Source organism: Streptomyces sp. NPDC047117, from assembly GCF_040643545.1.
Taxonomy (GTDB): Bacteria; Actinomycetota; Actinomycetes; order Streptomycetales; family Streptomycetaceae; genus Streptomyces.
Map to the genome: position 1 here is coordinate 104534 of NZ_JBEYUN010000004.1, position 21761 is coordinate 126294.

Here is a 21761-nt window from a genome sequence, read left to right on the forward strand (position 1 = left end):
GTGGTGGGCCGGATGTGGCGAAGCGGTGGTCAGCGCTCGCCGCCCGGGACCCACAGCACGTCGCCCAGTTCCTTGTTCGCCGTGCGGGCCAGGATGCTGTGTTTTTCGGGGGCGACCCCCGGGCCCCCGGCCGGGCTGAGGCGACGTGTGGTGGGCCGGATGTGGCGAAGCGGTGGTCAGCGCTCGCCGCCCGGGACCCACAGCACGTCGCCCAGTTCCTTGTTCGCCGTGCGGGCCAGGATGAAGAGCAGGTCGGAGAGGCGGTTGAGGTAGGTGGCGGTGAGCGGATTCATGATCTCGCCGTGCACCTCCAGGGCGGCCCAGGTGGACCGCTCGGCGCGCCGGACGACCGTGCACGCCTGGTGCAGCAGGGCCGCGCCGGACGTGCCGCCGGGCAGGATGAAGCTGCGGAGCTTCTCCAGCTGCTCCAGGAAGTGGTCGCAGTCCGCCTCCAGCTTGTCGATGTAGGCCTGCTCGACCCGCAGCGGCGGGAACTCCGGGTCCGCCACGACGGGCGTCGAGAGGTCGGCGCCCACGTCGAAGAGGTCGTTCTGGACGCGGACGAGGACCTTGACGACCTCCTCGGGGAGGTCGCCGAGGGCGATGGCGCTGCCGATGACGGCGTTGGCCTCGTTGGCGTCGGCGTAGGCCGCGATCCGCAGATCGGTCTTGGCGGTCCGGCTCATGTCGCCGAGGGCGGTGGTGCCCTGGTCGCCGGTACGGGTGTAGATGCGCGTCAGATTGACCATTCCGCCAGCGTAGTTATGCCCCGGCCCGCCGGAAGACACGTGTGCCGACCGTCACGGCGAGCGCGGCGAGGCCGAGCGCGACGAGGACGCCGTACAGCATGTGCGCGGTGGCGTACCGGCCCACGTACGCGTCCCGTACCGCGTCCACCAGATAGCGCAGCGGCATGAGGTGCGAGAGGGCGTCCAGCCAGCCGGGGCCCAGCGCCATGGGCAGCATCAGGCCGGAGAGCAGCATGGACGGCATGGCCAGGGCGTTGATGGCCGGGCCGAACTCCTGCGGCGTACGGACCTTCAGGGCCAGCGCGTACGACAGTGACGCGAGCGAGACGACCAGCAGCGCGACGAAACCGAAGCCGATCAGGATGCCGCCCACGGGCGCGCGCAGGCCCATGGCCAGCGCGACGAGGACCAGCAGCACCGCCTGGAAGACGAAGAGGAGGGCGTCGCGCAGCACTCGCCCGAGAAGCAGCGCGAGCCGGCTGACCGGGGTGACCCGCATCCGCTCCACCACTCCGTGGTTCTTCTCGATGATGATCGCGAAGCCGCAGAACGAGGCGCCGAAGAGGCCGAGTTGGAGCAGCAGGCCCGGCACCAGCACCTGCCAGGAGCTGCCGGCGGAGCCGAGCGGCAGGCCGGTCAGGAGCGGGCCGAAGAAGAGCAGGTAGAGCAGCGGCATCAGGATGCCGAAGAGGATCTGGAACTTCGAGCGCAGGGTCTGGCGGGCGTATCGCCCGAAGACCAGCGCGGTGTCGGAGAGCAGTGCGGACATCGGGTCGGGCTCCTCAGACGGAGAGGGGTGCGGCGTCCTCGGCGGTGACCGAGCGGCCGGTGAGGGCGAGGAAGGCGTCCTGGAGGGAGGCGGCGGCCGATCCGGCGTAGCGCTCCTTGAGCGCCGCGGGCCGGCCCTCGGCGACGACGACACCGTGGTCGACGACGACCAGCCGGTCGGCGAGCGCGTCGGCCTCGTCGAGGTAGTGGGTGGTCAGCACGACGGTGGTGCCGTGCTCGGCGCGGATCCGGCGGACCAGGTCCCACAGGCCGGCGCGGCTGCCGGGATCCAGCCCGGTGGTCGGCTCGTCGAGGAAGAGCACCTCGGGCCGGTGGATGAGTCCCATGGCCAGGTCGAGCCGGCGGCGCTGGCCCCCTGAGAGCGCGGCGGACTTCCGGTCCAGCAGCCCTTCCAGGCCCAGGTCGGCGGCGAGTTCGGCGGCGCGCGCGGTGGCGTCGGCCTTGGTGAGCCGGTACAGCCGGCCCTGGGTGACCAACTCCTCGCGTACCGAGACGGACGGGTCGACGCCGCCGGACTGGGCGACGTAGCCGGTCCGCTCGCGGACGCCCGCCGGGTCGCGGGCGAGGTCGCGGCCCGCGACGGTGGCGGTGCCGCCGGTGGGCGGCAGCAGCGTGGTGAGCATGCGGAGGGTCGTGGTCTTGCCGGCGCCGTTGGGGCCGAGCAGGCCGACGATCTCGCCGCGCTCGGCGGTGAGGTCGACGGAGCGGACCGCCTCGACGGGGCCGCGCTTGGTCGTGAAGGTCCGGGACAGGCCGGTGGCGGTGATGGCGGGCATGGCGGCAAGAAAAGCAGAGAGACAGCAATTTTGCAATGGCCCCAAAATTTCAGACCATGCAAGCGCGCCTAGGATGGGGCCATGAGTGAGGGGCCGAAGAAGGAAGGGCTGCGCGAGCGGAAGAAGCGGCAGACCCGGCAGTACCTGTCGGACGTCGCCACCGGGCTCTTCCTGGAGCGCGGCTTCGACGCGGTGACCGTCGCGGAGATCGCCGAGGCCTGCGAGGTCTCCGTGAACACCGTCTACAACTACTTCCCGGCCAAGGAGGACCTCTTCTTCGACCGCAGCAAGGGGGTCGTGGACCGGCTCTCGCGCTGGGTGCGCGGCCGGGGCGCCGGGGAGTCGGCCGCCGCCGCGGTACTGCGCGAGCTGCGCGACGAGGTCGAGGCGGTCTCGCCGCGGGTGGGGCTGTTCGAGGGGTACGAGCGGTTCATGCGGGTCATCCATGGCTCGGCGGCCCTGAAGGCGCGGCTGTGGTACATCCAGCAGGAGACGGCCGAGCACCTGGAGCGCACGCTGTGCGAGGAGGTGGGCGCCGAGGAGGGCGACCTGCTGCCGGTCCTCGTGGCAGGGCAGCTGAACTGGGCGCACGGCACGCTCATGGCCCACATCGGCCGCGAGATGACCGCGGGGCGCAAGGCGACCGAGGTGTCGCGGGAGGCGCTGGCGCTGCTGGACGAGCTGGAGGACCTGCTCAGCGAACGGGTACTCAACTACGCGGTGCGCGCGCCGGAGTGAGCAGGCGCCCGTCGGCGGCCCGGTGTGGCACCGGGTGCCCGGCGTGGTGGGCGGGGGCCGTTCCGGTGTGATGTCCGTCATGTGAGACAGGACGCACTCGTCAGACCTCCCAACCGAGGCGAACGGGCGCTAACGTCGCCCGGGAGAAGTCGTGAAGTGCACAGCGTGTGAGGGGTCGTTCAGTGGCAAGGAAGCTCGCCGTCATCGGGGCCGGACTCATGGGTTCCGGCATCGCACAGGTCTCGGCCCAGGCCGGCTGGGACGTGACCCTCCGGGACGTCACCGACGGCGCGCTGGCCCGCGGCCGCAGCGGTATCGAGGCGTCGTACGAGAAGTTCGTCGCCAAGGGCAAGCTGGAGGCGGCCGCCGCCGAGCAGGCGCTGGCCCGCATCACCACCACCACCGACCTGGAGGCGGCCGCCGACGCCGACATCGTCGTCGAGGCCGTCTTCGAGAAGATCGAGATCAAGCGGGAGATCTTCTCGACGCTGGACAAGCTGGTCCGGGAGGACGCCGTACTGGCCTCCAACACCTCCGCCATCCCGATCACCAAGATCGCGGCGGCCACCTCCCGCCCTGAGCGGGTCGTGGGCGCGCACTTCTTCTCGCCGGTGCCGATGATGCAGCTGTGCGAGCTGGTGCGCGGTTACAAGACCAGCGACGAAACGCTCGCCACCGCGCGGGAGTTCGCCGAGTCGGTCGGCAAGACCTGCATCGTCGTCAACCGCGATGTGGCCGGTTTTGTCACCACCCGGCTCATCTCGGCGCTGGTCGTCGAGGCCGCCAAGCTCTACGAGTCCGGCGTGGCCACCGCCGAGGACATCGACACCGCCTGCAAGCTGGGCTTCGGTCACGCGATGGGCCCGCTGGCCACCGCCGACCTCACGGGCGTCGACATCCTCCTGCACGCCACCGAGAACATCTACACCGAATCGCAGGACGAGAAGTTCGCGCCGCCGGAGCTCATGCGCCGCATGGTGGACGCAGGCGATATCGGCCGCAAGAGCGGGCAGGGATTCTACGAGCACTGAGAAGTCCGGGCCCGACCACGGGCGCGGACTCCGGAAGCCCGCGCCCCGGACCCCGGCTCGGGAAGGCCGGGGGTCCCGCACGGCCCGATGCCAACACCCGTTCAGCCGTCACTCGGCCGAGTGGTTTCGGTATCGGTTCGCTTACAGGCGGCAACTTCGTCGTGTGAGAGGCAGTCAGTTCTGTAGACGCAAAAAACATTTCGCATCACGGGGAGCGCATATGTACATCAAGGGCGACCACGCCGAGCTGGTCGTCGGGGGCCGCCTCGACGTACGCAGCGCGGCGGACGCCCGTACGGCCCTGCACACCGCAGTCGACTCCGGCCGCGGCGACCTGGTCCTGGACCTGACCGAACTGGACTCCTGGGACGCCACCGGACTCGGCGTGATCATGGGCGCGCACCGCCGTGCGGGCCGGGTGAACCGACGGCTCGTACTGCGCGGGGTGCCGCCCCAGATGCAGCGCCTGCTGGTGGCCACACGGTTGCATCGCATTCTCGCCATCGAGGGCGGTATCGAAGCGGAGTCGCTGCCCCGCGTCTGAGGACCGGGTGACCTGCGAGGAGCCGTACGGCCGCCGGGAAGTGAGAGGCGGAAGTGGTACATACCGCAGTGATCCTCGCGAATCCGTGACGTACCGGTCAGAGCAGGACCCCGGCGCATCATAGATACTGTCCGAGGCTTAATGTTCGGTTTCGTCGCGTCCCGGACGGCCGCGGCGGACACCGGACCAGGAGCGGCGGCCGGGGCGACCCGTCCCGGCCCGGTCGGGGAGTGCGGACGGCCGGGAGAGCAGTTCGGCACGCCACGCATCTGGGGGGCTCGATTCCATGGATCCGCACAACGGCCGGCGGCCGGAGGAGCACGGCGCGCAGGAGCACCCTGCCGGCCCGCTCCCGTCCGGCACCGGAAGCCGGCAGTTCGTGCCGCCGGACGGCCGGGCACGCACCGTCCGCCTGGTCACCGGCGACTACCTGCTCACCGTCAACCCCGTCGACGGCAGCGAGATCGAGCCGACCCCGCCGGGCGAGGAGCCGGGCACGCCCCAGAAGCAGACGCCCAAGGAGCGCGCCGAGCGGACCCGGGCCACGAGCGCGCCGCCGGTGCCGCCCGGCGGCCTCGCACACCCCGTGGACCGGCTCCCGCTGCTGGAGCGCCAGGAGGAGACCGAGCGGCTGACCCGGCTGCTCACCCGCGGCCGCTCCGTACGCCTCACCGGCCCCGCCGGCGCCGGCCGCACGCGGCTGCTGGACGCCGTCGCCACCGCCTGCGCAGGGCTCGCGCCCGACGGCGTCGTCCGGCTCTCCGGGTACCGCCGTACGGCCACCGACGTGATGTACGACCTGTTCGCCGCCGTGCACCGCACGCCGACGTACCGCCCGGGCCGCCCCGAGCTGCTCACCGCGCTGGCCGGCATCGGCGCCGTGGTGATCGTGGACGACCTGGAGTTCGGCGGCGAGCCGCTGGAGGAGCTGCTGGCCGCCACCCCCGAGTGCGCCTTCCTGCTCTCGGCCACGCCCGACGTGCCCGCGCCCTCCGCCGCCTCGCACATCGAAGAGGTCTTCGTCTCCGGCCTCGGCCGTGCCGCCTGCCAGGAACTGCTGGAGCGCGCCGCCGGCCGGCCGCTCACCGAGGAGGAGGCCGCCTGGGCGGGCGACCTCTGGTTCGAGTCCGAAGGGCTCCCGCTGCGCTTCCTGCAGGCCGGCGCCGTCCTGCGGCAGCGCGACCGGCTGCGCGCCGCGGCGCCCGCCGACGGTACGGCGGACGGCGGTGAGCCGGCCGGCTCCGACGACGTACCGCCGCTGCCCGGCATCCCGCAGGCCGGCTCGTTCGCCACGCTCATCGCCGAGGGGCTGGCACCGGCAGCGCAGGACACGCTGCGGCTGGCCGTCGCCCTCGGCGGCGACCTCCCGCACCCCACCCACCTGCCCGCGCTGTTCAAGGACCCGCACGCCGACGCCGTCCTCGGCGACCTGCTGGCCTGCGGGCTCATCAGCCCCGCCGGCACCCACCACCGCCTCGCCGCGACCGTGCTGGACCAGCTCACCGCCGCCGGGTACGCCGAGGGCGCGGCCGGCCGCGCGCACGCCGCCGCCCAGCACTACTCCTGGTGGGCCGGGCACCACTCCGTCGCCCCCGAGCGGGCCGCTGCCGAGGCCGACGCGCTGCTCGCCGCGATGGCCCGGCTGACCGCGAGCCGGGAGTCCGGGCACGCCAGCGCCGCCGTGCTGCTCGCCCGCACCGCGGCTCCCGCCTTCGCCGCCGCCCTCCAGTGGAACGCCTGGGAACGCAGCCTCCGGCACGGCCAGGAGGCCGCCAGGATCGCCGGCGAGGTCGGCGAAGAGGCGTACTTCCACCACGAGTTGGGCGTCCTCGCGCTCTGCCTGGGCAACCTGGACAAGGCCCGCGCCGAACTGGAGGCGTCCATAGGGCTGCGCGGCGCGCTCGCCGACCGGCGCGGCGCCGTCGCGGGGCGGCGCGCCCTCGCCCTGGTCGCCGACCGTACCGGTGTGCCCGTGTCGGCCGAGGTCACCGCCGCCGCGGTGGCGGCGGCCGGGGAGGAGGTGCCGCTGGTCGGGACGGACGAGTCGGCCTCGCCGCCCGGGTCGCCGACCGCGATCACCACGCCCGTGCCGCGGGTGGACGAGACCGCGGCGACCGTGGTCACCCCCGCCGTCACCGCCGCTTCGGCCCCCTCGGCCCCGGCGAAGAAGAAGCGGGCGGTCTTCTCCGGCGCGCGCCGCAACGTGGTCGCGGCCGGCGCGGGTGCCCTGCTCGCCGCCGTCCTCGGCACGATCGTCACGCTCGGCGCCACCTCCGGCGGTGACAGCCCCGCCGACAAGGTCAAGTCCGAGCAGTCGGCGGAGGAGGGCAAGGACGACGGCGGCCTCACCGCCGACGAGCCCAGCCAGGGGACGAGCAGCGACTCCGGCCGCTGGAACAGCGGTAACGGCGCCCCCACCGGCGAACCCGCGAAGTCCGGCACCACCCGGCCCGGCGACCCCGCCACCAGCGGCGAGCCCGGCACCCCGGGCACCACCGAGCCGGGCGAGGAGCCCTCCGACTCCACGGGCCCGACCACCTCGCCGGGCAGGCCGACGCCGCCCACGCACAAACCCACGCCCCCGACCCACAAGCCCACGCCGCCGACGAGCGAGCCCACCGAGCCGACGGAGGAGCCCACCGAGCCGACGGAGGAGCCCACCGAGCCGACGGAGGAGCCGACCACGCCGGATCCGATGGACGACCCGACCACCGGCGACTCGCAGAGCCCCTCGCAGAACGCCGGCAGCCCGATGACCGAGGGCACCGACGGCACCGCGACAGGTACCGGCGAGCCGACGGCCTGACGGCCCCTGTCACGACGCACGACGGCCCGCCCGCGAATCTCCTCGCGGGCGGGCCGTCGCATGCGTACGGGGGAGGGGCCGGGCCCTCAGAACAGCCGCAGCTTGTCGTCCTCGATGCCGCGCAGCGCGTCGTAGTCCAGGACGACGCAGCCGATGCCGCGGTCGGTGGCCAGCACCCGGGCCTGCGGCTTGATCTCCTGCGCCGCGAACACGCCCTTCACCGGGGCGAGGTGCGGGTCGCGGTTGAGGAGTTCGAGGTAGCGGGTCAGCTGCTCGACACCGTCGATCTCGCCGCGCCGCTTGATCTCCACAGCCACGGTCGCACCGTCCGCATCCCGGCACAGGATGTCCACCGGGCCGATCGCGGTGGGGTATTCACGCCGAATCAGGGAGTAGCCCTCGCCGAGGGTGTCGATCCGGTCCGCGAGCAGCTCCTGAAGGTGCGCTTCCACGCCGTCCTTGATGAGCCCCGGGTCCACGCCCAGTTCGTGGGAGGAGTCGTGCATGATCTCCTCCATCGTGATGATGAGCTTCTCGCCCGCCTTGTTCTCCACGGTCCACACGTCGCTGTCGCCACCCTTGAGGGTGCACGGCGGGGACATCCAGTTCAGCGGTTTGTAGGCCCGGTCGTCAGCGTGGATGGAGACGCTGCCGTCTGCTTTGACCAGGATCAGACGGGGGGCGGAGGGCAGGTGGGCGGTGAGCCGGCCGGCGTAGTCCACGGAGCAACGGGCGATGACGAGACGCATGGTGCGCCACGCTACTCGACGGCGGGTGGTGCACGCGATTCGCCCGTACCGTCCGCCCGGGAGGACCGGAAGGCGGCGGGTCCGGTACGCACGCGACGTTGCGGCCGAAACCGGCGCAGCTCCGGCGGACTCCCGTGGCCGGTTGTGTGCGCAATCTCCTGGTGCGGTCAAGAAAGGCGGAATACCGTTGACGCGGGGGGTCGTGACGCGGACACGCTGCGTGGCGGCTCTCTGCCCTATCCCTGAGGCTCCGCCCCATATGGAGCCGCGAGAGGAGAACCTCATGTCGCTCGACGTCTCACCGGCCCTCCTCGAACAGGCCGAGCGAGGCGAGGTCGACGAAGCCGCATTTGTCGACTGCGTCCGGACCTCTCTGCCCTATGCATGGGAGATGATCAGCTCGCTGGTGGCCCGGCTGAAGGTGGACGGCGGACAGTTCGCCGACAACCAGACCCCGCCGCCCGACGAGCAGGCGCGCGGCCAACTGCTGCGAGCGCTGGCGAGTGACGCGATACGCGGGTCGCTTGAACGCCATTTCGGTGTGCGGCTGGCGTTCCAGAACTGCCACCGGGTCGCGGTCTTCCCGCTCGACTCGGCGGTGGACGACCGTCTGGCCCGCTTCACCTCCATACGGGGCCAGTTGCTGAACCAGTCGCCCGAACTGCGCGACTGCTGATCGGAGTTGCCGTCGCCGCGTACATGGGATGTGGCGCCTGACGTCAGTACGCAGCGGCGGCATCGGATGACAGTCCGCCGGCGGGGCCACCCGGCCCCGCCGACGGGCGGTCCGTCCACCGGGCACATGAACGTTCTCTCCGGACCCCCCGGCCCCTGGGGTCTCTCGCCCGGCGGCGCGCTCAGGGCAGTACCGGAAGGACCTCTTTGCCCAGCCGGCGGATGTTCTCCTCCGTCGTGGCCAGGTCGCCGGAGCCCTCGACCAGCAGGGCGTAGCGCCTGATCCCCGTCTTCTCGGCCGACGCGGCGAGCCGGTCGGCGCAGCTCTCCGGTGTCCCGACCGGATGGAGCCCGCACAGCAGCTCGGTGTAGGCCAGCGGATCCCGCATGGCGCGGTGCCGGCCGTCGACCGTGACATGGGCCGCCAGCCCCTGGCGCAGCCAGCCGGGCATCGACTTCAGCAGGATCTCCGTGGCGTCCTGCCGGGTGTCGGCGATCTGCGCGACGCCCGCCGAGACGTGCCCGACCGCGGCGACCTCGTCCGGATCCCGCCCCGCTGCCAGCGCCGTACGCCGCCAACAGGCGACCATCTCGGCCTTTTCCTCGTCCGCCGCGTGCATCCCGAGCAGCATCGGCAGACCGCGCTCGGCCGCCAGCCGCACGGACCCGGGAGAGGTGCAGGCCACCACCACCGGCGGGCCGTCCCGGCCGGCCGGCTCCTCGGCGGGCCGCGGCACCACCGCCACGTCCCGGAAGGCGTACCGCGCCCCGGCGGCCCCGACCCGCGGCTCGCGCAGCCAGCGCAGCAGCAGGTCCAGGGATTCCGGAAAGCCTTCCTCGTACGCCGAGAGGCCGGACCCGAAGACCTCCAGGTCCACCCACGGCCCGCCCCGCCCGACGCCGAGCGTGAACCGCCCGCCGGACGTCAGATGCAGCAGTGCCGCCTGCTCACCGACCGCGACCGGATGCGCCGTCGGCAGTACGCTGACGGCCGTGCCGACGCCGATGCGGTGCGTACGCCCCAGCAGCTGCGCCGCCAGCGTCACCGCCGACGGGCAGATGCCGTACGGCACAAAATGATGCTCGGCCACCCAGACGTCGTCGAGCCCGGCCTCCTCGGCCACCTCGGCGGACCGGACGGCCCGATGCAGTGTCTCCCCCTCGCCCTGGCCCGGAAACTGGGCGGCCAGGATGAATGCCCCAACGCGCATCGCTCTTCTGCCTCCTCGCAGCCGACGCGACATCCCCCTTACAGGCAACAACGGCTGACACGTGCCAAAGGCACGGCTCACGGCGAAGTTTCCTGATGATCGCAGCATTACGACAGGGGGCCCGGGACGCCGGCCCCGCACCGTAGTCTGGTAACAGGCCGTTACTCCCCCAGAGAAGTCCCGAGGTGCCCAGTGTCCCCCCGTCGAAACCGTCCACGCGGCGGTGAGAATCCCTCGGACCGCGTGGGCGGCAGCCGGTACGGACTGGAGAGTACGGCGGAGTGGCGCGGCGAGGAGTGGTACGTCCGCCACATCGGCGGGGGCGCGGCCGCCAAGCACTACCGCTGCCCGGGCTGTGACCAGGAGATCCCGCCCGGCGTGCCGCACGTGGTGGCCTGGCCGCAGCACAGCGACGGCGACGACCGCAGGCACTGGCACAAGGCCTGCTGGAACGCGCGGGACCGCCGGAGCGCCCGGCTCCAGCGGTCCCGTAACGCGCCCCGATACTGACCCTCGGAGCAGCGCTTTCCGGCCTCTCGGCCGGGCCTTCCGGTGCGGGCCCAGGGTCTGTCGTTTGGATCAGGCTGGATCAGTGAGCGGCGTCTGGTGCCGTGCATCGCAAGGCGGAGGAGGGAGCCACTGCGGAGCGAGGGGGGTCCCCCCGCGCCGTTCAGGCGTGGGGGAGAGTGACGACAACGCCGCGAGGTGCGGTGTCCAGGCGTCGCGAGCCCAGCAAGATCCGAACGAGAGGCCCTAGACGTCCCGCTGGTTGAGCGCCACGAAGGCGCCGCCGAGGACGACGGCCGTCAGCCCCGTCATGATCCACAGCGGTTCCCAGCCCGACGGGCCGGACGAGGCCACGGCGTTGCTGTACATCACGCCCAGCTGGCTGGGGATGGAGTACTCGAACAGCCACTCCCGCAGGTCCGACAGGCTCTCCGCCATCATGAACAGTGCGAGCACCAGCGGCAGCAGCACCAGGCCGATCATGATGGTGATGGCGCCGGCGGAGTGCCGCAGCAGCGCGCCCACGGCCAGCGCGAGCAGGCCGATCATCGCGACGTAGAGGCTGACGCCGATCGTCGCCTTGAACCACTCGGAGCCGTCCGGCGTGGCGCCGCCCTGGCCGCCGAGCATGCCGGTCAGCAGCAGCGCCACCACCGCCGTGGTCACGGCGGTGACCACGAAGGACAGCAGGAAGAAGACGATCGCCTTCGCCGCGAGCACCCGCGCCCGGCTGGGGCAGGCGGTCAGCGTCGTACGGATCATGCCGGTGCCGTACTCGGAGGAGACGCACAGCACACCGAGGGTGATCACGCACATCAGGCCGAGCAGCATGCCGAACATGCCGAAGCCCAGTGGCGACTCGCCACCCAGGTTCGTGCCGCTCGCGGAGATGCCGATGCCGGTGAGCGCGCCGATGCCGACGACGAGGAGGATCATCACGCCGAGCGTCCACACCGTGGAGCGGACCGACTTGATCTTCGTCCACTCCGAGGCCAGCGCGTGGCCGAGGTGGGCCCGCCGCACCGGAATGGGGGAGACGTAGCCGGACCCGGGCAGCTGCGACTGCGGGGGACCGGCGGCGTGCTGCCCGGGCTGCGGCTGCGGCTGGTGCGGGACCGGAGGCTGCTGGGGGTGCTGGTACTGCTGCGGCGGGGCCTGGGGAGGCTGCTGGCCCTGCGGCTGAGGCTGCGCCTGCGGCTGGGCGCCCGGCTGCTGTCCGCCCCGCGCCCCGACGGCGTTCAGCATCATCGTGCCCTCGTCCTGACGGGGCGGTACGTCCTGGCGCGGCTGCTGCGGCTGCTGCTGCGGCTGGTCGGGGGTGGTCATCGGGCGTCCTCGCTGTGCTGCTGGGTCGGGTCGGCGGGGGCGGCGTGCGGCGGCCCGGCAGGGGCCTGCGGCTGGGGCTGGGCCTGCTGCGGCGGAGCCTGCGGCTGCGGCTGGGCCTGCGGCGGCGCTCCGTACGGGCCGGGCACGGGCGCGCCCTGCGGCGGCCCACCGGCGAACGGGCCGGGCTGCCCGTACGGCCCCGCCATCCCGGCCTGCGGCCCGGGCTGTCCGGCGTACGGCGCACCCGCGTACCCCTGCGGCGGCATCCCCTGCGGCGGCATCCCGGGCGGCTGTGCGACCGCCTGCGGCGGCACCGCACCGTGCGGGACCTGCGGCGGCACCGCCGAGCGGTAGTCCACGGCGCTCTGCGTCAGCTGCATGTACGCCTCCTCCAGGGAGGCCTGGTGCGGCGAGAGCTCCCACAGCCGGACGTCGGCCTCGTGCGCCAGATCGCTGATCCGCGGCAGCGCCAGCCCGGTCACGCGCAGTGCGCCGTCCGGCTCGGGCGCGACCTGGCCGCCCGCCTCGCCCAGCGCGGCGGTCAGCTTCTCGGCCTGGCCGGGCTCGGTGTCCGGGGTGCGGACCCGCGCGAAGCCGGCGGAGTTGGCGGCGATGAAGTCCTTGACGTTCATGTCGGCGAGCAGCTGGCCGCGGCCGATCACGATCAGGTGCTCGGCGGTCAGCGCCATCTCGCTCATCAGGTGCGAGGAGACGAAGACCGTACGGCCCTCCGACGCCAGCTGTTTCATCAGGTTGCGGACCCAGAGGATGCCCTCCGGGTCCAGGCCGTTGACCGGCTCGTCGAAGAGCAGGACCTGCGGGTCGCCGAGCATCGCGGAGGCGATGCCGAGGCGCTGCCCCATGCCCAGCGAGAAGCCCTTGGACCGCTTTCTCGCCACGTCCTGCAGGCCGACCAGGCCGAGCACCTCGTCCACCCGGCTTGCCGGGATGCCGGCGAGCTGGGCCAGCGACAGCAGGTGCTGGCGGGCGCTGCGGCCGCCGTGCACGGCCTTGGCGTCGAGCAGCGCGCCGACCTGGCGGGGCGCGTTCGGCAGCTTGCGGAAGGGGTGGCCGCCGATCGTCACGTGCCCGGCCGTCGGGGTGTCCAGCCCCAGGATCATGCGCATCGTGGTGGACTTCCCGGACCCGTTGGGCCCCAGGAAGCCGGTGACGGTGCCCGGCCGTACCTGGAACGACAGGTTGTGCACGGCCGTCTTGGCGCCGTAGCGCTTCGTCAGGCCGACTGCCTCGATCATTCTCCGCCCCTCGCGAGATGGTGTGGGGCACGGCATGCCGAAGTGACCTCATGCCCCCGTGAGGGTTAGGAGGCTATCGAGCCATTGACGGTTCCACTCAATCCCCGCGTGTCGGTGACCCACGAAGTCCCGCGTCGCCCCCGATGGGCGGAAGATCGTCGTACGTCAGGACCTCCGCGTCGTCGTCCACGTATGGGGTGAACTCCGGCTGCGGCACCACCCGGCCCTCCGCGCGGAAGACCTGCCGGGCCGCCGCGCGCACCGCCGCGTCCGACGAGGCCCGCTTCACCCACGTCCGCGGGTCGGGGCCGAGGAGTCGCCGCAGCGCCGCCGAGCCGGCCAGCAGCGCGGCGAGCAGCGCCGGCTGTGCCCCGGAGGGCCGCGGCCGGCCGTCCGGCCCGGCGAGCACGCCGTACCGGCTGACGTAGAGATACGCGCCGCCCAGCCGCTCCCCGGACGGCAGCGTCATCGGGAAGCGGTCGCCGGGCAGCAGGATCCGGTGGTAGCGGGCCTCGGTGGCGTCCACGACCGCCAGCTGCGCGGCGTCCAGCCAGCCCGCCACCAGCGTCACCTCGGACTGCGGGTCGGCGAAGGGCGCGGCGGCCACGTAGCCCGGTGTCCCGACGTGCGCGGAGCTGCCCACGCCGATGCCCCCGACCCGTACCGGGACCATCGGCACGGCCACCGGCACCTCGCTCCGGGCGAGCTTGTAGGCGACCTGGGCGGGGGAGGCGTTGGAGCCGACGGCGAGGACGGGGTGGCGCCGTCCGGTGAGCGGCAGGCCGCGGGTGCGCAGCACGTCGTCGAGCGTGCGGTCGGGGTCCGGGCCCAGGCGCCAGCCGCCGACCCGGTGCCGGCCGGGGACGGCGGTGAGCGGCAGCAGCGCCTCGCCGTCCAGGAGGGCGGGCGCCGCGACCGGGCGGCCCGGATAGCTGAGCGGTTCCAGGGCCGGTACCGCGCCGAGGCCGGCGGCCCGTACCGAGGTCATGCGTCCCGCTTCTTGAGCAGGAGGTAGCCGCCGGCCAGCGCGGCGACCACCCACAGGGCCATGATGCCGAGCCCGCCCCAGGGCCCGTACGGGACGTCGTCGGTGAGCACCACCTTCATGATCCGCTGGCCCGCCTGGTCGGGGAGGTACCGGCCGATCTTCCGGGTGGCCGAGACGGTGCCCAGGATGTTGGAGATCAGGAAGAAGAACGGCATCAGGATGCCCAGCGAAAGCATCGGGCTGCGCAGCATCGAGGCCACGCCCATGGAGAACACCGCGATCAGCGTCATGTAGAGCGCGCCGCCGAAGACCGCGCGCAGCACGCCCGGGTCGCCCAGTGCCACCCGCAGGTCGGGCCCGAGCATGGCCTGGCCGATGAAGAAGGCGAGGAAGGCGGTCACCAGCGACACGACGAAGGCGAGCACGGTGGCCACGACGATCTTGCTGGTGAGGAAGGTGGCGCGCTGCGGCACGGCGCCGAGCGAGGTACGGATCATGCCGGTGCTGTACTCGTTGGAGACCACCAGCACCCCGAAGACGATCATCGCGAGCTGGCCCAGCCCCATCCCGGCGAAGGCCGTGTTGGTCGGGTCGAACGTCAGCCGCTCGCGGGCCGGCATGGACCCGAAGTCGTTCTTGACGAGCAGGCAGATCAACGCGCCCAGCGCGACCGTGACGACCACGGCGATGCCCAGCGTCCACACCGTGGAGCGCACCGACCTGATCTTGGTCCATTCCGAACCGATGACCTGGGAGACCACCGCCATCGTCAGCGCCCCTTCTTCCGGCGCCAGTCCTCGCCCCAGCCGGGCGCGGGACCCGCCTGCGGGGCCGCACCCGCACCGGGAGCCGGCGCCGAGGTGCCCGCCGGGGCCGCCGGGTCCGTCGTTCCCGAGTGCGCGTGGTACTCCACCGACTCCGCGGTGAGCTGCATGAACGCCTCCTCCAGTGACGCCTGCTGCGGGCTGAGTTCGTGGAGGACGAGGCCGTGCCCGGCGGCCAGCTCGCCCAGGTGGTCGGCGCTCACCCCGTCGATCTCCAGCGCCCCGTCCGCCGCCGGTACGGCGGTGTGCCCGGCCTCCGTCAGCACGTCCCGCAGCCGCTCGTGCTCCGGCGAGCGCATCCTGACGTAGCTGCGCGAGTTGCGCCGGATGAAGTCGGCCATGGAGGTGTCGGCGAGCAGCCGGCCCTGCCCGATGACGACCAGGTGGTCGGCGGTCAGCGCCATCTCGCTCATCAGGTGCGAGGAGACGAAGACCGTACGGCCCTGGGACGCCAGGCTCTTCATGAGGTTGCGGATCCAGTGGATGCCCTCGGGGTCGAGACCGTTGACCGGCTCGTCGAACATCAGGATCCGCGGGTCGCCGAGCAGCGCGGCGGCGATGCCGAGCCGCTGTCCCATGCCGAGCGAGAACCCCTTGGCGCGCTTCTTGGCGACCGCGGTCAGGCCCACCGTGTCCAGCGCCTGGTGGACGCGGGCGCGCGGAATGCCGTTGCTCTGCGCCAGGCAGAGCAGGTGGTGGTAGGCGCTGCGGCCGCCGTGCATGGCTTTGGCGTCCAGCAGGGCGCCGATGTACTTGAGCGGGTCCCTCAGCTGCCGGTAGTGCTTGCCGTCGATACGGGCCGTGCCGGCGGTGGGGTTGTCCAGGCCGAGCATCATCCGCATGGTGGTCGACTTTCCGGCGCCGTTGGGGCCGAGAAAGCCGGTGATGATGCCGGGCCGGACGGTGAAGGTCAGCCGGTCGACGGCAAGCTTCTCGCCGTACCGCTTCGTCAGCCCTTCAATCTCGATCATGCACCCACGCTAGGCGCGGTGGTGCTTCTCCGCCGCCTGAACGCATCCAATTCAGCCCGTCCTGGGGGTACCTCCCAGCGTTGGCCGGGGGAGATTGAGGACGAGCGGCCGCCAGGCCGGATACGGCGCCGCGCTCTCACGCAGCCCGCACCCCGAACACGCGTCCGCCCCGCACCGCGGAAAACGGCACGGGGCGGATCGTCGGAGCCAAGCCGCGTCAGCGGCCCTGCTGGGCGGGCACACCGCGGGACGAGTCCTCCTCGCCCGGGTTGCCGGCGGCAGCCACCGCCGCGCCGGTCAGCGTCGCGAGCATCTCGCGGACGTTGGTCAGCTGGGCGTTGATGGAGTCGCGGCGGTTCGTCAGCGCCGCCAGCTCGCGCTCGGATTCGCTGCGGATACGGTCCGCCTTGGCGTTCGCGTCGGCCACGATGTCCTCGGCCTGGCGCTGCGCGGTCTCCACCGTCTGGCGGGCCCGGCGCTCCGCGTCCGTCCGCAGCTTCTCGGCCTCCAGGCGGAGCTGCTCGGCGCGGTGCTCGATCTCGGCGAGGCGCTTCTCGGCCTTGGCCTGACGCGAGGCGAGGTCGCGCTCGGACTGCTCGCGGCGCTTGGCGAGGTTCGTCTCGAAGTCGGCCGCGGCCTGGGCGGCCTTCGCGCGGGTCTCCTCGAAGAGGGAGTCCGCCTCCTCGCGCTTGGACTGCGCGTCCTTCTGCGCGTCGGACCGCAGCGTCTGCGCCTCGCCCTTCGCCTTCTCGACGATCCGGGCGCCCTCGTCCTCCGCCTTGGCCTTGCGCTCGGCGGCGAATGCCTCGGCGTCGTTACGGACCTGCTGGGCGGCCGACTCGGCCAGCTCGCGGTGCTGCTCGGCGGCCCGGCGCGCTTCCTCGCGCAGGTCCTTGGCCTCCTCCTCGGCGAGACGGAGGATCTTCTCGACCCGGGCACCGAGGCCCGCGTAGGACGGCTCGGCGTCGTTTACCTGGGCCTGGGCGTTCTGCGTTTCGAGATGGAGCTCCTCGATGCGCTTTTCCAGCGAGGTGATACGGGCCAGCGCGCTGTCGCGGTCGGCGACGAGCTTCGTAATGCGGTCGTCGACCTGACCGCGGTCGTACCCACGCCGCACGAGCTCGAAACCGAAGGGGGAGGAAGTGTCGCTCATGGGGTTCCTGTCGAAAGAGACCGGTGAGGTGATAAGGGGAATCCTAGGGGCCCGAGCGGCGTGTCATCGAGTCATTGACCGTTTGAAGTGGAGAATGACCCCTCATTTGAGTGGCTAACCATCAGACTGCTTGCCACCCGAACGAGTTGCCCCCGCGCCCGCCGCGGCCTTGACGCCACCCGAACCGGAACCCTGCGACGAGCCTCCCTTACCGCCGCCCCCGGCGCCACCCGGCGTCTCGAACGACTCCAGCGCTTCCAGGACATCCTGGACCCGCGAGATCTCGGTGTTGATGTCCTCCCGGCGGCGGACCAGCACCTCCAGCTCGCGCTTCCCGTCGTCCACGATCCGCTGGGCCTCCTGCTCGGCCTCGGTACGCAGCGCCTCGGCCTCCCGTACGGCCTGCGCCTTCTTCTGCTCGGCCTCCTTGATCAGGCCCTCGGCCTTCTTCACCGCCGCGATGCGGACCTTGCTGGCCTCGCTGCTCGCGTCCGAGAGCGTTTCCTTGGCCTGCTCCTCGGCCTCCACGCGCTGCGCCTCGGCCTGCGCGATGAGCTTGTCGACGCGCTCGCCCGCCGACTTCATCGCCTCGGCCGACTCCCGGCGGGCCCGCTCGTGCAACTCCTCGACCTCGGCCTCGATACGGGCCCGCAGCTCCTCGGCGCGCTCCCGGATCGCGGTCGCGTCCCCGCGCGCCTCGCTGAGCAGCGTGTCGGCGTCCGTACGGGACTTCTCCACCCGGGCGTTGCCGTCCGCCGTGGCCTCCGCGACGAGCCGCTCGGCCTCCTTGCGGGCCACGCCGACCATCGTGTCGGCCTGCTCCTCGGCCGCCGTGGCCGCCTTCAGCGCCTCCTCCTGCGCCTTGGCGACCAGCTGGTCCGCCTGCTCGGCGGCGTCCGCACGCCGCTTGGCCGCGTCCTTGCGCGCCTCGTCCAGAGTGCGCTCGGCCTCCTCCAGCGCGTCGTTGCGGAACCGCTCGGCCTCGGCCTCGGCGTCCGCCTTGACCTGGTCCGCCTCGGCCCGCGTGCGCTGCGCGTGCTGCTGCGCCGAACTGACCGTTTCCGCGGCCTCGGCCCGCATCCGGTCCGCGTCGGCCGAAGCCTCGGCGAGCATCCGGTCGGCCTGCTCGCGGGCGTCGGCCCGGGCGCGGTCCGCCTCCCGCTCCGCCGCCGCGGTGGCCTCCGCCGCCTCCGTGCGCAGCCGTTCGGCCTCGGTACCGGCCTCCGAGATCAGGCTGTCCGCCTGCTCGGCGGCGTCGGCACGGCGCTTCGCCGCGTCCTGGCGCGCCTCGTCCGCCGTCCGCTCGGCCTCGGTGCGGGCGTTCTCCAGCGTCTCGGCGGCCTCCGTACGGAGCCGCTCGGCCTGCGCCGTGGCGTCCGCGACGAGCCGCTCGGCCTGCTCGCCGGCCTCGGCCCGCAACCGGTCGGCCGTCTCCTGGCCCTCGCGGACCGAACGGTCGGCGTCCGCCTGGGCCGACGAGGTCAGCTCGGTGGCCTCGTTGACGATCCGCTCGGCCTCCGTACGGGCCTCGGCGATCAGCCGGTCCGCCTGCTCCGCGGCCTCCGACCGCATGCGGTTGGCGTCCTCGCGGGCCTCGGCACGGGCGCGCGCCGCGTCCTGCTCGGCGGCGGCCAGCGCGTCCGAGGCGTTCGTCCGCAGCTGCTGCGCCTTCTCGGTGGCGTCCGCGACCAGCTTCTCGGCCTGCGCGGCGGCCTCGTTCAGCAGCTCGTCCGCCTGCTGCGCGGCCTCGCTGCGGCGCCGGTTGGCCTCCTCGCGCGCCTCGTCCAGCGCGCTGTTCGCCTCCCCGCGCAGCCGTTCGGCCTCGGCACCCGCCTCGGTGACCGTCCGCTCGGCCTCCCGCTGGGCCTCGCCCAGCAGTTCGTCGGCCTGCTCGGCGGCCTCGGCGCGGCGCTGGTTCGCGGCCTCGCGCGCCTCGTCCAGCACGCCGTTGGCCTCCACGCGCAGCCGCTCCGCCTCGGCGATCGCCTCCGCAACCGTACGCTCGGCAAGGGACTTGGCGGCCTCGGCCTCGACCTGCGCCTCCTGCCGGACCCGGCCGGCGTCCTGCGAGGCGCGCTCGCGCTCGTCGTACGCGTCGGAGCGGACCCGGTCCGCCTCCTGCTGCGCCTCCTCCTTCGTGCGCGCGGCCGCGTGCTCGGCGGCCGACCGCAGTCCGGCGATCTCCTCCTCGGCCTGCTCGTGCAGCCCGGCGACCGCGTCCCGCACCTGCTGCGCGGTCTGCTCGGCGGTGGCGACCAGCTCCTCGGCGCGCCGGTCCGCCTCCTCCACCAGCCGCTCGGCCTCGGTCTGCGCCTCGGAGACCCGTGCGCGGGCCGTGGCCAGCAGCTCCTCGCTCTGCTCGCGGGCCGCCGTGCGCTCCTGGTGGGCCTCCTCGCGGGCCTCGCCCAGCTGCTGCTCGGCCTCCCGGCGGCGGCGGGCCGCCTCCTCCTGCGCGGCGGCCAGCGCCTCGGCGGCCTCCGTACCCGTACGCTCGGCGGCCGCAGCGGCCTCCGCGCGCACCCGGTCGGCGGTCTCCTGCGCCTCCGCCTTCAGCCGCTCGGCCTCGGCGGAGGCCTCGCTGTGCAGCCGGGCCGCGGTGGCCTCGGCCTCGGCGCGCGCCTCGGAGGCGTCCGCTGCGGCCTCGGTGCGCAGCCGCTCGGCCTCCTCCTCGGCCTGCTGCTCCTTCTCCCGGCGGCGTTCGGCGGACTCCGCCTTCAGCCGGGCCGTCTCCTCCTGGGCCTCCCTGCGGAGCCGCTCGGCCTCCTCGCGGGCCTCGCGCAGCGCCGTCTCGGCCGCGGTGACCCGCTCCTCCGCCTCGGAGTGCAGCCGGTCCAGCTCGGCCTGGGCCAGCTCGCGGCGCTCGTCCGCGCTGCGCTCGGCCTCGGCCCGCAGCTCGGCGGCGGCCTCCTCGGCCTCGGTACGGGTGGCGGCCGCGGCCTCCTCGGCCGCGGCATGCAGGTCCTCGGCCTCCTGGCGGGCTTGGTCCAGCGCCTCCTCGGCCTGCGTACGCAGCTGCGCGGCACGCTCGGCGGCCTCGGTGCGCAGCCGCTCGCTGTCCGCGGCCGCGCCCGAACGGGTCTCCTCGGCGTCGGACTTGGCCTTGGCCAGCAGCTCCTCGGCGGTGGCCGCGGCCTCCTCGATCTGCTGCACGGCCTCGCGGCGCGCCTCGCCGCGGATCCGCTCGCCCTCGTCGACCGCCTCGGCCCGCAGCTGCTCGGCCTCGCCGCGCAGCCGGCGCGCCTCCTCCTGCAGCTCGACGGTCTTGGCGCGGTACTCCTTGGTGTCGTCCTTGGCGGCGCCCTTGAGCTGCTGGGCGGTCTCGTGCGCCTCCTCGCGCAGCCGGTCCGCCTCGGCCTCGGCCTCCTTGCGGATCCGCTCGGCCTCCTCGGCGGCGGCCTTCGTGGTGGCCTTGGCGTCCTCCGACGCCTTGCTCACCATCTCCTCGGCGGACCGCGCGGCCTTCGCCAGCTGGGCCGCGGAGTCCTCGGCGGCCTTGGCGCGGGCCGCCTCCTGGGCCTCGGAGACCACCCGCTCGGCCTCGGCCTTGGCGTCGGCCCGCAGCTGCTCGGCCTCGGCCTTGGCCGCCTCGGACTCCTTGGTGGCCTCGCCGACCAGCCGGGCGATCTCCTGCTTGGCCGTACGGGTGCGCTGCTCGTTCGCCGACTCGGACGCGGCCAGCCGCTTGGCGGCGTCCGCCTCGGCCTCCTCGACGAGCTTCTCGGCCCGGGCGCGCGCCTCACGCAGCGCGGTGTCGGCCTCCTGCATCCGCTCCTCGGCGGTGCGGGTCAGCTCGGCGCTGCGGCGGCGGGCCTCCTCGGACTCGCCCGCCGTGGAGGTACGCAGCTGTTCGGCCTGGTCGGTGGCCTCCTGGGCCTGGGTGGAGGCGGCGTTCAGGAGCCGCTCGGCGTCCGTGCGGGCGCGGCGCAGGATCGCGTCGGCCTCCGCGCGGGCCTGCTCGGCCTCGGCGCCCAGCCGCTCGCGGGCCTGCTCGGCCAGCCGCTGGGCCTCGGCGCGGGCGTGCGAGAGCGCCTGCTCGGCCTCGGCTCTGGACTCGTCCATGAGCCGGCGGGCCTGCGACTCCGTACGGGCGCGCAGCTGCTCGGCCCAGGCGACGTTCTCGTTGACGTGGCTCTCGACGGTGGCCCGGCGCTCGTTCAGCTCCTCGTCCAGCCGCCGGCGGCGCTCCACCGCCTCGGTGTGCAGCTCGGCTTCCAGCTGCGACTGGCGCTCGGCCTGCTCCTGGAGGAGGCGCTGCGTCTGGGCCCGTGCCTCGCGCAGCTCGCGCTCGGCGTCGGCACGCAGCTGGTCGGCCTGGATCTGCGCATTGCGCAGCAGTTGCTCGGCCTGGGCGCTGACGTTGTCGTACGCCGGACGCGTCATGAGGGTACGGCGTGCCTCGTGCAGCTTGGCACGCAGAACTTCGACCTGATACCCGAGGTCGTCGGCATGCTGGACGGCCTTGTCCCGCTCCGTCTTCAGCCGCTCCATCTCGGCCTCGAACTGCGAGAGGTGATCGTCAGCCTCGTAGCGGTCGTTGCCCCGCACTGCGCGGTCCCATCCGTCCCCTGGTCATGGTGGCGGCCGGCTCCGTCGTGCGTGGAGCTGACCCTTCCGAAGAAATGGTGTCAGATCATCGGCGGAGATTGGACCGAGCCCCGATCCGGACCC

At 73.2% G+C, this 21761-nt stretch carries 18 protein-coding genes; 6 read left to right on the forward strand and 12 right to left on the reverse strand.

Translation table 11 applies throughout. The features are described 5' to 3' along the window. Positions 1–176: 176 nt before the first annotated feature. The 3 genes from ABZ840_RS09060 to ABZ840_RS09070 are packed head-to-tail and all read right to left on the reverse strand — an operon-like array spanning position 177 to position 2314. Complete coding sequence (locus ABZ840_RS09060) at positions 177–749, reverse strand: cob(I)yrinic acid a,c-diamide adenosyltransferase (RefSeq protein WP_361555679.1); 573 nt, start codon at positions 747–749, stop codon at positions 177–179. A gap of 13 nt (positions 750–762) precedes the next feature. Further along, on the reverse strand, positions 763–1518 hold the full coding sequence (locus ABZ840_RS09065; protein ID WP_361555682.1) for an ABC transporter permease: 756 nt from the start codon (positions 1516–1518) through the stop codon (positions 763–765). Between the two features lie 13 nt (positions 1519–1531). Continuing rightward, a complete protein-coding gene (locus ABZ840_RS09070) occupies positions 1532–2314 on the reverse strand; it encodes an ATP-binding cassette domain-containing protein (protein ID WP_361555685.1) in 783 nt (260 codons plus the stop codon). A gap of 81 nt (positions 2315–2395) precedes the next feature. Here ABZ840_RS09070 and ABZ840_RS09075 point away from each other — a divergent pair, with 81 nt between their 5' ends. From ABZ840_RS09075 to ABZ840_RS09090, 4 genes are all read left to right on the forward strand, one after another. Then, entirely contained in the window at positions 2396–3052 is a 657-nt protein-coding gene (locus ABZ840_RS09075) for a TetR/AcrR family transcriptional regulator (protein WP_361555688.1), read from the forward strand. A gap of 182 nt (positions 3053–3234) precedes the next feature. Next, positions 3235–4083, forward strand: coding sequence for a 3-hydroxyacyl-CoA dehydrogenase family protein (locus tag ABZ840_RS09080; RefSeq protein ID WP_361555691.1), 849 nt, complete (start codon positions 3235–3237; stop codon positions 4081–4083). A 220-nt stretch (positions 4084–4303) separates the two neighbouring features. Continuing rightward, the gene (locus tag ABZ840_RS09085; RefSeq protein ID WP_361555694.1) at positions 4304–4627 is read left to right on the forward strand and encodes an STAS domain-containing protein; all 324 of its coding nucleotides are present in this window, start codon (positions 4304–4306) and stop codon (positions 4625–4627) included. A 286-nt stretch (positions 4628–4913) separates the two neighbouring features. After that, the gene (locus tag ABZ840_RS09090) at positions 4914–7433 is read left to right on the forward strand and encodes an ATP-binding protein (protein WP_361555697.1); all 2520 of its coding nucleotides are present in this window, start codon (positions 4914–4916) and stop codon (positions 7431–7433) included. 86 nt (positions 7434–7519) lie between these two features. Here ABZ840_RS09090 and nucS read toward each other — a convergent pair whose 3' ends face one another. Beyond that, on the reverse strand, positions 7520–8182 hold the full coding sequence (gene nucS / locus ABZ840_RS09095) for an endonuclease NucS (protein ID WP_361555700.1): 663 nt from the start codon (positions 8180–8182) through the stop codon (positions 7520–7522). 283 nt (positions 8183–8465) lie between these two features. Between nucS and ABZ840_RS09100 the strand changes: the two genes are divergently transcribed. Continuing rightward, on the forward strand, positions 8466–8858 hold the full coding sequence (locus ABZ840_RS09100; RefSeq protein ID WP_361555703.1) for an SCO5389 family protein: 393 nt from the start codon (positions 8466–8468) through the stop codon (positions 8856–8858). Between the two features lie 181 nt (positions 8859–9039). On the opposite strand, the gene ABZ840_RS09105 is transcribed toward ABZ840_RS09100, so the two are convergent. Next, complete coding sequence (locus tag ABZ840_RS09105) at positions 9040–10068, reverse strand: LLM class flavin-dependent oxidoreductase (RefSeq protein WP_361555706.1); 1029 nt, start codon at positions 10066–10068, stop codon at positions 9040–9042. A 192-nt stretch (positions 10069–10260) separates the two neighbouring features. On the opposite strand from ABZ840_RS09105, the gene ABZ840_RS09110 reads away from it, so the two are divergent. Beyond that, complete coding sequence (locus tag ABZ840_RS09110) at positions 10261–10578, forward strand: ATP/GTP-binding protein (protein ID WP_361555709.1); 318 nt, start codon at positions 10261–10263, stop codon at positions 10576–10578. Positions 10579–10821: 243 nt separating this feature from the next. Here the strand turns inward: ABZ840_RS09110 and ABZ840_RS09115 are convergent, their stop codons facing one another. The 7 genes from ABZ840_RS09115 to scy form a co-directional block, all read right to left on the reverse strand. Then, the gene (locus tag ABZ840_RS09115) at positions 10822–11901 is read right to left on the reverse strand and encodes an ABC transporter permease subunit (protein ID WP_361555712.1); all 1080 of its coding nucleotides are present in this window, start codon (positions 11899–11901) and stop codon (positions 10822–10824) included. After that, positions 11898–13157 carry an ABC transporter ATP-binding protein gene (locus ABZ840_RS09120; RefSeq protein WP_361555715.1) on the reverse strand — a complete coding sequence of 420 codons (1260 nt, stop codon included), beginning with the start codon at positions 13155–13157 and terminating at the stop codon, positions 11898–11900. Before ABZ840_RS09120 ends, ABZ840_RS09115 begins: the two co-directional genes overlap by 4 nt. A gap of 97 nt (positions 13158–13254) precedes the next feature. Next, on the reverse strand, positions 13255–14145 hold the full coding sequence (locus tag ABZ840_RS09125) for a hypothetical protein (protein ID WP_361555718.1): 891 nt from the start codon (positions 14143–14145) through the stop codon (positions 13255–13257). Further along, positions 14142–14912, reverse strand: a complete 771-nt coding sequence (locus ABZ840_RS09130; protein ID WP_361555721.1) for an ABC transporter permease — start codon at positions 14910–14912, stop codon at positions 14142–14144. Before ABZ840_RS09130 ends, ABZ840_RS09125 begins: the two co-directional genes overlap by 4 nt. A 2-nt stretch (positions 14913–14914) precedes the next feature. Further along, the gene (locus tag ABZ840_RS09135) at positions 14915–15940 is read right to left on the reverse strand and encodes an ABC transporter ATP-binding protein (protein ID WP_361555724.1); all 1026 of its coding nucleotides are present in this window, start codon (positions 15938–15940) and stop codon (positions 14915–14917) included. A 217-nt stretch (positions 15941–16157) separates the two neighbouring features. After that, positions 16158–17093 (reverse strand): cellulose-binding protein, encoded by a 936-nt coding sequence (locus ABZ840_RS09140; protein ID WP_361555727.1) that lies wholly within the window; start codon positions 17091–17093, stop codon positions 16158–16160. Positions 17094–17207: 114 nt separating this feature from the next. Next, positions 17208–21638 carry a polarized growth protein Scy gene (scy, locus tag ABZ840_RS09145; protein ID WP_361555730.1) on the reverse strand — a complete coding sequence of 1477 codons (4431 nt, stop codon included), beginning with the start codon at positions 21636–21638 and terminating at the stop codon, positions 17208–17210. Positions 21639–21761: the final 123 nt, after the last annotated feature.

Excerpts from the sequence above, each read along its gene's own strand:
- ABZ840_RS09120 (WP_361555715.1), bottom strand. The coding sequence starts at position 13,157 with ATGATCGAGGCAGTCGGCCTGACGAAGCGCTACGGCGCCAAGACGGCC.
- ABZ840_RS09125 (WP_361555718.1), bottom strand. The coding sequence starts at position 14,145 with ATGACCTCGGTACGGGCCGCCGGCCTCGGCGCGGTACCGGCCCTGGAA.
- ABZ840_RS09070 (WP_361555685.1), bottom strand. The coding sequence starts at position 2,314 with ATGCCCGCCATCACCGCCACCGGCCTGTCCCGGACCTTCACGACCAAG.
- nucS (WP_361555700.1), bottom strand. The coding sequence starts at position 8,182 with ATGCGTCTCGTCATCGCCCGTTGCTCCGTGGACTACGCCGGCCGGCTC.
- ABZ840_RS09100 (WP_361555703.1), top strand. The coding sequence starts at position 8,466 with ATGTCGCTCGACGTCTCACCGGCCCTCCTCGAACAGGCCGAGCGAGGC.
- ABZ840_RS09090 (WP_361555697.1), top strand. The coding sequence starts at position 4,914 with ATGGATCCGCACAACGGCCGGCGGCCGGAGGAGCACGGCGCGCAGGAG.
- ABZ840_RS09085 (WP_361555694.1), top strand. The coding sequence starts at position 4,304 with ATGTACATCAAGGGCGACCACGCCGAGCTGGTCGTCGGGGGCCGCCTC.
- ABZ840_RS09115 (WP_361555712.1), bottom strand. The coding sequence starts at position 11,901 with ATGACCACCCCCGACCAGCCGCAGCAGCAGCCGCAGCAGCCGCGCCAG.
- ABZ840_RS09060 (WP_361555679.1), bottom strand. The coding sequence starts at position 749 with ATGGTCAATCTGACGCGCATCTACACCCGTACCGGCGACCAGGGCACC.
- ABZ840_RS09065 (WP_361555682.1), bottom strand. The coding sequence starts at position 1,518 with ATGTCCGCACTGCTCTCCGACACCGCGCTGGTCTTCGGGCGATACGCC.
- ABZ840_RS09105 (WP_361555706.1), bottom strand. The coding sequence starts at position 10,068 with ATGCGCGTTGGGGCATTCATCCTGGCCGCCCAGTTTCCGGGCCAGGGC.
- ABZ840_RS09140 (WP_361555727.1), bottom strand. The coding sequence starts at position 17,093 with ATGAGCGACACTTCCTCCCCCTTCGGTTTCGAGCTCGTGCGGCGTGGG.
- ABZ840_RS09135 (WP_361555724.1), bottom strand. The coding sequence starts at position 15,940 with ATGATCGAGATTGAAGGGCTGACGAAGCGGTACGGCGAGAAGCTTGCC.
- ABZ840_RS09130 (WP_361555721.1), bottom strand. The coding sequence starts at position 14,912 with ATGGCGGTGGTCTCCCAGGTCATCGGTTCGGAATGGACCAAGATCAGG.
- ABZ840_RS09075 (WP_361555688.1), top strand. The coding sequence starts at position 2,396 with ATGAGTGAGGGGCCGAAGAAGGAAGGGCTGCGCGAGCGGAAGAAGCGG.